The organism is Rhodococcus sp. (in: high G+C Gram-positive bacteria) (assembly GCF_049591685.1).
Taxonomy (GTDB): Bacteria; Actinomycetota; Actinomycetes; order Mycobacteriales; family Mycobacteriaceae; genus Rhodococcoides.
In genome coordinates this window covers 1-10440 of record NZ_JBAWFH010000205.1, presented here as the reverse complement: position 1 = coordinate 10440, position 10440 = coordinate 1, and the positions used below count along the sequence as shown (strand labels likewise).

At 66.5% G+C, this 10440-nt stretch carries 11 protein-coding genes and 1 pseudogene; 6 read left to right on the top strand and 6 right to left on the bottom strand.

The window, feature by feature from the left end:
• From WBQ44_RS08835 to WBQ44_RS08825, 3 genes are all read left to right on the top strand, one after another.
• Positions 1–709: LamB/YcsF family protein (locus WBQ44_RS08835; protein WP_495566331.1), on the top strand; the 709-nt coding region annotated here is incomplete at its 5' end.
• Positions 709–1311 carry a 5-oxoprolinase subunit B family protein gene (locus tag WBQ44_RS08830; RefSeq protein WP_495566330.1) on the top strand — a complete coding sequence of 201 codons (603 nt, stop codon included), beginning with the start codon at positions 709–711 and terminating at the stop codon, positions 1309–1311. The genes WBQ44_RS08835 and WBQ44_RS08830, both read left to right, overlap by 1 nt.
• On the top strand, positions 1308–2159 hold the full coding sequence (locus WBQ44_RS08825) for a 5-oxoprolinase subunit C family protein (RefSeq protein ID WP_495566329.1): 852 nt from the start codon (positions 1308–1310) through the stop codon (positions 2157–2159). Before WBQ44_RS08830 ends, WBQ44_RS08825 begins: the two co-directional genes overlap by 4 nt.
• Before the next feature lie 49 nt (positions 2160–2208).
• Here the strand turns inward: WBQ44_RS08825 and rlmB are convergent, their stop codons facing one another.
• The 5 genes from rlmB to WBQ44_RS08800 are packed head-to-tail and all read right to left on the bottom strand — an operon-like array spanning position 2209 to position 6267.
• Positions 2209–3180 (bottom strand): 23S rRNA (guanosine(2251)-2'-O)-methyltransferase RlmB, encoded by a 972-nt coding sequence (rlmB, locus tag WBQ44_RS08820; RefSeq protein ID WP_495566328.1) that lies wholly within the window; start codon positions 3178–3180, stop codon positions 2209–2211.
• Complete coding sequence (gene cysS, locus WBQ44_RS08815) at positions 3180–4595, bottom strand: cysteine--tRNA ligase (protein ID WP_495566327.1); 1416 nt, start codon at positions 4593–4595, stop codon at positions 3180–3182. The genes rlmB and cysS overlap by 1 nt, the downstream gene beginning before the upstream one ends.
• A gap of 23 nt (positions 4596–4618) precedes the next feature.
• Positions 4619–5083, bottom strand: coding sequence for a 2-C-methyl-D-erythritol 2,4-cyclodiphosphate synthase (gene ispF, locus WBQ44_RS08810; RefSeq protein ID WP_495566326.1), 465 nt, complete (start codon positions 5081–5083; stop codon positions 4619–4621).
• On the bottom strand, positions 5080–5778 hold the full coding sequence (gene ispD / locus WBQ44_RS08805; protein ID WP_495566325.1) for a 2-C-methyl-D-erythritol 4-phosphate cytidylyltransferase: 699 nt from the start codon (positions 5776–5778) through the stop codon (positions 5080–5082). The genes ispF and ispD overlap by 4 nt, the downstream gene beginning before the upstream one ends.
• A complete protein-coding gene (locus WBQ44_RS08800) occupies positions 5779–6267 on the bottom strand; it encodes a CarD family transcriptional regulator (RefSeq protein WP_115961970.1) in 489 nt (162 codons plus the stop codon).
• A gap of 361 nt (positions 6268–6628) precedes the next feature.
• Here WBQ44_RS08800 and WBQ44_RS08795 point away from each other — a divergent pair, with 361 nt between their 5' ends.
• From WBQ44_RS08795 to disA, 3 genes are all read left to right on the top strand, one after another.
• On the top strand, positions 6629–7306 hold the full coding sequence (locus tag WBQ44_RS08795) for a copper chaperone PCu(A)C domain-containing protein (protein WP_495566324.1): 678 nt from the start codon (positions 6629–6631) through the stop codon (positions 7304–7306).
• Between the two features lie 36 nt (positions 7307–7342).
• Entirely contained in the window at positions 7343–8752 is a 1410-nt protein-coding gene (radA, locus tag WBQ44_RS08790; protein ID WP_495566323.1) for a DNA repair protein RadA, read from the top strand.
• A 120-nt stretch (positions 8753–8872) separates the two neighbouring features.
• Complete coding sequence (gene disA, locus WBQ44_RS08785) at positions 8873–9976, top strand: DNA integrity scanning diadenylate cyclase DisA (RefSeq protein WP_495566322.1); 1104 nt, start codon at positions 8873–8875, stop codon at positions 9974–9976.
• Between the two features lie 12 nt (positions 9977–9988).
• On the opposite strand, the pseudogene WBQ44_RS08780 reads toward disA, so the two are convergent.
• Positions 9989–10440 (bottom strand): annotated as a pseudogene (locus WBQ44_RS08780) (hypothetical protein); the annotation flags it as partial.

Here is a 10440-nt window from a genome sequence, read left to right as displayed (position 1 = left end):
CTGGACGCTCGGTGACGACGAGGCACTGCTCGGCGTCGTCAGCAGCGCCAACGTCGCCTGTGGCTTCCACGCCAGCGACCCCTCGATCATGCGGCGGGTGTGCGCCCAGGCGGTCGAGGGCGGGGTGATGATCGGAGCCCAGGTCGGCTATCGCGACCTGCCGGGGTTCGGTCGTCGCTTCATCGACATCGAGCCCGAGGCGCTCGCGAACGACGTGATCTACCAGATCGGAGCGCTCGAGGCCTTCGCCCGCGCTGCCGGCGGCAAGGTGGCCTACGTCAAGCCGCACGGTGCCCTCTACAACGCGATCGTGCACCACGAGGAACAGGCCGCGGCCGTGGTGGAGGCGATCCTCGCCCACGACCGCACCCTGCCGGTGATGGGTATTCCGGGGGTGTTCCTGCGGCGTGCCGGCGAGGCCGGGCTCACGACGGTGCGCGAGGCGTTCGCCGACCGCGCCTACACCCCCGCCGGCGAGCTGGTGCCGCGGCGCATCGACGGCGCCGTTCTCACCGATCCGGCAGAAGTGGCCGAGCGAGTACTGCGCCTCGTCCGCGACGGCACCGTCGAGGCGATCGACGGGAGCACGGTAGCAGTCGAGGCCGAATCCGTCTGCGTGCACGGCGATTCCCGCGGCGCGGTCAACATGGCTCGGCAGATCCGAAAGATATTGACCGACAATCAGATTCACATTTCCCCGTTCGTCTGATGATCGTTCACGACTGCGGGGACCGTGCCCTTCTGGTCGAGTACGCCGACCTCGCCGAGACCATGGCCTTTCACCGCACTCTCGTCGCCACCGCCATCGAGGACGTCGAAGACCTCGTTCCGGCCGCCCGTACCGTGCTCGTCCGTCACAGCGGCAACCGCGATCGAGTCCTCGCATGGCTGCGCACCGCAAAACCCACCGAGAACTCCGTGAGCGCCACGCCCGATCCGGTGGTAATTCGCGTGCGGTACGACGGCGAGGACCTCGGAGACGTCGCGGACATGACGGGACTCACCGTCGCCGAGGTGATCTCGGCGCACGCGGAGCAGACGTGGACCGTCGCGTTCGGCGGATTCGCACCCGGGTTCGGCTACCTCGTCGGCGACGACGCTCGCCTTCAGGTCGCACGGCGCAGCTCCCCCCGGACGTCGGTGCCGGCCGGGTCCGTCGGGCTGGCGGGGGAATTCTCCGGCGTCTACCCGCGGAGTTCGCCCGGCGGATGGCAGTTGATCGGCACTGCCGACGCCGACCTGTGGGATGCCCGCCGCGACCCACCCGCGCTGTTGCGCCCCGGCGTCGCCGTCCGATTCGAGCAGCAATGAGTTCGCTTCAGATCCTCTCCCCTGGCCCGCTGTGCACGCTGCAGGACCGCGGCAGGCCCGGATACGCCGCGATCGGGGTCGGTCGCTCCGGTGCCGCGGATGTCCGTGCGCACGACACCGCCAATCGACTCGTGGGCAATACCGTCGACGCTGCGACCCTGGAAGCCACGATGGGTGGGCTGAAACTCCGCGCGCAAGGTCATCTCGTTCTGGCCGTGACGGGTGCTCCTGTTCGTCTGCACCACAACGGTTTCGAGGAAGGGACGTACAGCACGCTCGTCCTGTCCGACGGCGACGAACTCCGGCTCGGAACCCCGATGTCCGGGCTGCGCAGCTACGTCGCCGTGCGAGGCGGCTTCGACGTCGAACCGATTCTCGGCAGCAGGTCGACGGACACCATGTCCGGCCTCGGGCCCGCGCCCGTAGCGGCGGCCGACGTCATTTCGGTCGGCGCCCTGGCGAGCGATTGGCCCGCATCGGATTTCGCTATCGCGCCGGCGCGCACAGGCGTCCTCGGAGTGGTGCCGGGCCCGCGTGACAGCTGGTTCACGAACCCGACTCTGCTGTTCCAACAGGAGTGGACGGTGAGCGCCGACGCCGACCGCGTGGGCATCCGGCTCGACGGCGCGGATGCGTTGGTGCGATCGCGCACCGGCGAACTACCCAGTGAAGGCATGGTTCCCGGAGCGCTGCAGGTGCCACCCGACGGCAAACCCGTGGTGTTCCTGACCGACCACCCCGTCACCGGCGGGTACCCGGTGATCGGCGTCGTGCGGACGGTGGATCTTCCGATGTTGGGCCAGCTGCGTCCGGGAGACCCTGTGCGCTTCGCGCCCGTGCGCCTTTAATGCTGTTGGAACAGCGTTTTTCGCACACGGGCGGCGAAGCCGCACACACCTAGCCCCGGCGCTGCCGCGCGATGTCGGCGAGTACGACGCCTGCCGCGACGGATGCGTTGAGCGACTCCACGGGCCCGGCCATCGGGATCGACAGGATCGAGTCACAGTTCTCCCGAACGAGGCGAGAGAGGCCCTTGCCCTCGGAGCCGACGACGATGGCGATCGGGCCGGTGCCGTCGAACTCGTCGAGCGTGGTGTCGCCCTCCGCGTCGAGACCGACCACCATGACGCCCTTCGTCTGCCAATCCTTGAGAGTACGAGTCAGATTGGTTGCTCGGGCGACGGGCAGACGCGCTGCCGCACCCGCACTCGTTCGCCATGCGACGGCGGAAACGCTGGCGCTGCGCCGCTGCGGGATGACGACGCCGTGACCACCGAACGCTGCGACGGACCGCACGACCGCGCCGAGGTTACGTGGGTCGGTGATGTTGTCGAGTGCCACGAGAAGCGGCGGCTCGGCGTGCGATCGGGCCGCGCCGATCAGGTCGTCCGGGTGGGCGTAGCGATACGGCGGCACCTGCAGCGCGAGGCCCTGGTGCAGACCGTTGGCGCTCAGCTTGTCCAGATCCGAGCGGGGCACCTCGAGGATGGAGATACCGGCGTCGCCGGCGCGCTGCACGCTTTCCTTCAGACGCTCGTCGCTGTCGGTGCCGACGGCAACCCACAGTGCCGTCGCCGGAACACCCGCGCGCAGGCATTCGACGACCGGGTTGCGACCGAGCACGACCTCAGGCGCGTCGTCGCTCTTGCGACTGGCGACCCGGCCACCACTCTGGCGACCCGTCGACTGTGCCGACTTCTCGGCCATCTTCGCGCGACGCGACGCGGGATGCTTCGTCCTGGCCTCGGCCGGAGGCGTCGCACCCCGTGGTTCGAGGCCGCGCCGACGGTTGCCGCCGGACCCGGCGACCTGCCCCTTCTTGGTGCCCGTTTTGCGAACTGCTCCGCGCCTACTCGAATTGCCTGCCATCACTGCCCTGCTTCGTCGGTACTGCTGTTTGTCCCGACGGACCACTCCGGTCCGTTCGGGGTATCTGTCACATCTATGCCCGCTCCGGCCAGCCGGTCTCGGATGGCGTCCGCGGTTGCCCAATCCTTGTCGACCTTGGCCTGTGCTCGCCGCTGCAGTTCGGCGGCGACGAGCACCCCGAGCGCATCTTCGACGGCTGCGTTGTCGCCGCCGCCCGACGTCCAGTGCGGATCCAACGGGTCGACGCCGAGGATCGACAGCATGCCGCGAACCAGGGAAGCCTGCGCGACCGCCGACTCGAGATCGCCGGCTTCGAGTGCACTGTTGCCTGCGCGCACCGTTGCGTGGACGGCTGCGAGCGCCTTCGGCACACCGAGGTCGTCGTTCAGCGCGTCGGCGAAATCGTCCGTCCACCGACCGAGCGGAACGTCACCCGCCCGTTCGACGGTACGCGTGAGGAAGCCCTCGATTCCCCGGTACGTCACTGCAGCCGTCTGCAGCGCGTGATCGGAGTATTCGAGCATCGAACGGTAGTGCGCGCCGCCGAGGTAGAAGCGAAGCTCCTGCGGTCGAACGCTGCGCAGCACGTTGGGCACCGAGAGCACGTTGCCGAGCGACTTGGACATCTTCTCACCGCCCATCGTCACCCACCCGTTGTGCAGCCAATAGCGGGTGAAACCGCCACCGGCGGCCTTGCTCTGCGCGCGTTCGTTCTCGTGATGCGGAAAAACGAGGTCCAGACCGCCGCAGTGAATGTCGAAGTCCGCGCCGAGGTAGGTCTCGCACATCGCCGAGCACTCGAGGTGCCACCCCGGCCTGCCACGCCCCCAGGGCGTCGGCCACGACGGCTCACCGGGCTTGGCGGCCTTCCACAGCGTGAAGTCACGCGGATCACGCTTGCCTGCGCCTGCACTCTCGCCCTGATGTACGTCGTCGAGTTTGTGCCCGGACAGTGCGCCATAATCGGGGAAGCTACGCACGTCGAAGTAGACGTCGCCCTCGGCGGCGTACGCGTGGCCCGACTCGATCAACCGCTCGATCAACTCGACCATTTGCGTGATGTGTCCCGTGGCCCGCGGTTCGACGGACGGAGGTAGCACGCCCAGTTTGTCGTAGGCCCAGGTGAACGACCGCTCGAACGTCGCAGCCCATTCCCACCATGGGCGGCCTGCGTCGCGTGCCTTGTTCAGGATTTTGTCGTCGATGTCGGTGACGTTGCGGACGAACGCGACGTCGAGGTCGTGAGCCAGCAGCCATCGCCGGAGAACGTCGAACGCAACACCGCTGCGGACATGACCGATGTGCGGCTCACCCTGAACAGTTGCCCCACACAGATACACCGATGCATGGCCAGGGACCAAGGGGGTGAATTCCCGCAGGGCCCTCGTCTCGGTGTCGAACAGGTGAAGGGTCACGACCAGCAATGCTACCGGTGCTTTTACTCCGTCATGACAAGCGCGGTCGCGACCGCGGCTATCCCCTCGCCGCGGCCGGTCAATCCCAAACCGTCGGTGGTGGTCGCCGAGACCGACACGGGCGCCCCGAGCACCTCCGACAACGTGTCTTGAGCTTCGAGACGCCGCGGCCCGATCTTCGGTCGGTTACCCACGATCTGCACCGCGGCATTACCTATCGTGAATCCGTGCTCGGCCAGCAGACGTCGCACCTCGGTCAGCATCGCCGCACCGCTCACCCCGTCCCACTCGGGCCGGCCGGTGCCGAACACCGAACCGAGATCACCGAGGCCGGCCGCCGACAACAGCGCGTCGCACAGCGCATGAGCAGCGACATCGCCGTCGGAGTGGCCTTCCAATCCGTCGGCGTCCTCGAAGAGCAATCCCGCGAGCCAACACGGACGACCCGGTGCGATGGGATGAACATCCGTACCGATACCGACCCTCATGCGTTCTCCCGATCTGCGTTCTCTCGGCCCGCGATCGCCTCGGCCAGAAGGAGGTCGTGCGGTGTGGTGATCTTGAACGCCAGTGCGTCGCCGACGATGGTGTGCACGGTTTCGCCGAGCCGTTCGACGAGACCGGCGTCGTCGGTGGCTGCGTCCGACGCGTTGGCGTACGCGCGCAGCAGCAGATCTGCACGGAAACCCTGTGGCGTCTGTATCGCGCGCAGTTCACTGCGATCCGGGGTGCCGACCACGGCACCGTTGGCGTCGACGGTCTTGATCGTGTCCGCCACCGGAAGAGCCGGGACGACGGCGCCGCGTCCCGCGCGAACCTCGGCAACGACACGAGCGATCAAGGTGGGCGGCGTCAGGGAGCGAGCTGCGTCGTGCACGAGCGCGATGGCAGCATCGTCTGCCGCTGCGAGGCCCAACCGGACCGAGCCGGTACGTTCGGCCGCACCGGTCACGACAGTGATGTCGGGGCCGAGAAGGTCACGTGCGTGGTCCGCCATTTCGGCGGGCACGATGACGACGATGCGGTCGACGACGCCTGATGCGGCAAGTCCGTCGACGGACCGTTGCAGGAGGGTGATTCCCCCTACCGTCACAAAGGCCTTCGGTACTCCACGCTGGAGCCGAAGGCCTTGTCCCGCCGCCGGTACGAGCGCGACGACGGAACCTGTGTTGGAACGAGCCACCTAGGAAGCGGCAGCGAGAACTTCGTCGAGAATGATATCGGCCTTGGCCTCGTCCGTTCCCTCGGCGAGCGCGAGCTCTCCGACGAGAATCTGACGCGCCTTGGCGAGCATGCGCTTCTCGCCGGCGGAAAGGCCACGGTCCTGCTCGCGCCGCCAGAGGTCGCGAACGACCTCGGCTACTTTGTTGACGTCTCCGGAAGCAAGCTTCTCGAGGTTGGCCTTGTAGCGCCGCGACCAGTTGGTCGGCTCCTCGGTGTGGGGTGCGCGCAGAACCTGAAAGACCTTGTCCAAGCCTTCTTGACCCACTACGTCGCGTACGCCCACGTACTCGGCATTGTCTGCAGGAACGCGTACGGTGAGATCGCCCTGAGCGACTTTGAGAACCAGGTACTCTCTCGCTTCACCCTTGATGGTGCGGGTTTCTATCGCTTCGATCAGCGCCGCACCGTGATGAGGGTAAACGACGGTGTCTCCGACCTTGAAAATCATGTGTCCCGTGCCCCTTTCGATTTTTCCACTTTACCATGACAGCGGATCAACGGCGCAGGTCAGGGGCACGCACGCGCATCTCGAGGGGTTGACACCGGTGGCGGAACGTGTATCTGGACACCCCGTTCAGCCCCCACAGCATGCGCTTCCGCGTGTGAGAGAGGTGACACGAAACGCCGGTCAACACGCCGATAAAGGGTCCGCGGCGTGCCTTGTTCACGCCCCAGCGACTCGCTGGAACGAGATGACTACTACTCTGCCTAGTGGACCCGACGGATCGGCTGACAGATGCGCCCCGCTCGACCACATCGGCACCCACGACACCGGCAAGACAACACCGGCCACACCTGGAGGACGACCCGTGACTGCGTTCATCGCTGCGACCGCGAACAGTAAGAACCGCCGATTGGCTTCCGCACTCGCCGTCGCCGCGGGCGCCGCGCTGACTCTCACGGCATGCAGTGCCGGCCAGGTGAGCCAGACTGCCCAGCAGGTCGCCGCGATCAACGGAAACTTCGCCGACGTCGGTGACATCTCCCTGCGGAACGTGCACGTCGTCTACCCGCAGGGTGAGGAATACTCCATCGAGCCGGGCGGCAAGGTCGAACTCGGTTTCACCGCGGTCAACAACAGCTCCGAATCTGCGGACACGCTGCAGAGCATCTCCACCACCGCAGCGTCGAACGTCACCGTGGGCGAGCAGCCCAGCGGCACCGAGATCGAACCGCTCACCGCGCTTGGTGCGGGCGTTGTCATCGACAACGAGGTCGAGGATCCGGGCATCCCGCTGCAGTTCATCACCGTCGAACTCAACGGCATCGGTGAAGAGGTTCGTCCCGGCCTGACAATTCCGGTCACGTTCACGTTCGAGAAGGCCGGCGAGGTCGAGATGCTGGTTCCCGTCGACGCGGGCACTGACCTCGGCCGAGATGTCTCGGAGAAGTCCCCAGTTCTCGCCGAGGTGCATCACGACGAAGAACACGCCGAGCAGGAAGTCGCCGAGGTCGAGTCCGAAGAGGGCGCAGGCGGCAACAACTGACGCTCGCCTGTCGGTAGCCACCTCTAGTCTTTCCGAGTGGCCAAACTGAAGACGAATTACCGGTGTTCGGCGTGCCAGCTCACCGTCGCCAAATGGGTAGGCCGCTGCCCCGACTGCGGCAACTGGGGATCGATGGACGAAGCTCCGGTCCTCACCCCGGTCGCCAACCGAGCGGGAGCCTCCGCACTCGGCGCAGGCAACACCAGGTCCGCAATGGCCGCAATGGTTCCGACCTCCCCTGCCACGGCCATCACCGAGATCAGCGGCACGACCGCGAAGGCGAACTCCACCGGTATCTCTGAGTTCGACCGTGTACTCGGCGGCGGACTCGTCCCCGGCTCGGTCGTTCTGTTGGCCGGAGAACCCGGCGTCGGCAAATCCACCCTGCTGCTCGAGGTCGTCCACCGCTGGGCCCGCACCGGCGAAGACCGTCGAGCCCTGTACGTCACCGGCGAGGAATCGGCTGGGCAGGTTCGATTGCGAGCCGATCGCACCGGCGCGGTACACGAGCGTGTCTACCTGGCAGCCGAATCCGACCTCGCGACCATCTTCGGGCACGTCGAACAGGTCAAGCCGAGTCTGCTCATCGTCGACTCCGTGCAGACAATGCTCGCCGCCGACGTCGACGGCGTCATCGGGGGCGTCACCCAGGTTCGCGCCATCACCAGCGCACTCACCTCGCTCGCGAAGACAACGGGAATCGCAGTGCTGCTCATCGGTCACGTCACCAAAGACGGAGCCGTGGCCGGGCCGCGCTCGCTCGAACACCTCGTCGACGTCGTCCTGCACTTCGAAGGCGACAAACACTCCACGCTGCGCATGATCCGCGGCATCAAGAACCGATTCGGAGCCTCCGACGAGGTCGGCTGTTTCGAACTACGAGACACCGGCATCGAAGGCATCTCCGACCCGTCCGGCCTATTCCTGCACCACCGCACCGAAGCCGTCCCCGGCACTGCCGTCACGGTCACCATGGACGGCAAGCGACCGTTGCTCGCCGAACTGCAGGCGCTCGTCGTCGACACCCACATGCCGTCGCCGCGCAGAGCCGTCAGCGGGCTCGACTCGGCCCGCGTCGCGATGATCTTGGCCGTACTCGAGCGACGCTGCGGCATCAAGGTCGCCAAATCGGAGGTGTACGCGGCCACCGTGGGCGGAATGAAGACGAGCGAACCGGCAGCCGATCTCGCCCTTGCAGCGGCCGTCGCGTCCGCGGTCACCGACGTCCCGTTGCCGACGGGTGTCGTCATCCTCGGAGAGGTCGGCCTCGCAGGCGAGGTGCGTCGCGTGTCGGGCCTCGGGCGGCGGCTGGCGGAGGCCTACAGACTCGGGTTCACTCACGCGATCACCCCCGAGCACGGCGATACCATCCCAGCAGGCATGAAGGTCAAGACGGTGACCAATCTCGGCGAGGCGCTCGATTCCGTACGTGGGCGTGGCCGGTGACAACCCTCCGATACCCTCAACCTGCCAGGACTGTGATTTCGCAGCACCCGATTTCGCACGAACCGATTTCGCATCGATCGATTGGCACAGTACGTCCGGCAGTCGACAACGAACGAGGGGATGACCGTGGAAGACTCCACACGCAGCGAGCCCTCCTCCCCTGCGCTCCGCGAAACCATCGCACGGCTGGCGCCGGGCACTGCTCTACGTGACGGATTGGAACGCATCCTGCGGGGGCGTACCGGTGGCCTCATCGTCCTCGGCTACGACGACGCGGTCGAAGCCATCTGCGACGGTGGTTTCGAGCTCGACGTCGAATTCGCCCCGACGAGGCTGCGCGAGCTGTCCAAGATGGACGGTGCCGTCGTGCTCTCCACCGACGGCAAGCGCATCGTCCGTTCCAACGTCCAGCTCGTCCCCGACCACAAGATTCCGACTGTCGAGTCCGGTACGCGACACCGCGCAGCCGAGCGCACCGCGATGCAGACCGGATACCCGGTCGTCTCGGTCAGCCAGTCGATGAGCATCGTCAGCGTCTACGTCGCCGGCATCCGCCACGTGGTGGAAGGCTCGGCAACCATCCAATCGCGTGCCAATCAAGCCGTTGCAACTCTCGAGCGCTACAAGGCGCGTCTCGACGACAACACCCGGCAGCTCTCCGTCGTCGAGATCGAAGATTTTGTGACGTTGCGGGACGCGTTGACCGTCGCACAGCGACTCGAGATGGTCCGGCGAGTGTCCGTGGAGATCGAACAGAACGTCCTCGAACTCGGCACCGACGGTCGACAGTTGGCCCTGCAACTCGAAGAACTGCTCGGGGATAACGACGTCGACCGTCAACTCGTCGTGCGGGACTATCTCGCAGGAACGGAAACGGCGAGCACGGCGTCCGTCGAGAAGGCCCTGGGCGCATTGGACAAGCTCACCGACGTCGACCTCCTGGATCTGACGACGCTGGCCCGCGCATTCGGCTACCCGGCCACCATCGAAGCGCTGGACACACCGATGAGTCCGCGCGGATACCGCGTACTGACGCGAGTGCCCCGGCTGCAGTTCAGTCAGATCCATCGCCTGGTGTCGTCGTTCGGGACCCTCCAGGGCCTGCTCGCAGCGACGGCCGCCGATCTTCAGTCCGTCGAAGGCATTGGCGGCCTGTGGGCCCGGCACATCCGCGAGGGCCTGTCGAGATTGGCCGAATCGTCGATCGCCGGGCCGTTCGACTGACGAAAAGTTCGCCTAGGTGATGTTGAAGGGCTCGGGTGAACTGCGCAGCTCACCGAGCTGAGCAATCACCTTGTACGAGCCAGCACCCACGGGAATCCGCTCTTCGCCGCAGCCCGGCACCGAGTTCGTGCCCGACCATTTCACGGTGAAGCCTGCCTGTTGGCCCGGATCGAAGGAGCGCAGATCGGACTGTGCGTCCGGGAAGCAATCGGTGTTGGACCAGATGCGCTGGTCGTCGAGGGTGTAGACCAGCGCCTGCTGGAGGCCGGCACCGACGTCGCGCTGGCACGCGGTGGCACTGATGTTGGTGATGACGACCGTGAAACCGGGCTCTTCGCCGACACGGTAGGACGCCTTGTCCGGGGTCGCCTTGATGGCGAGACTCTGGTCGGGGCACTGGTTTGCCGGGGCCGGCGCACCGGCTGCCGGAGCGGCGCTCGTACCCGAACCCGAAGTAGCCGTAC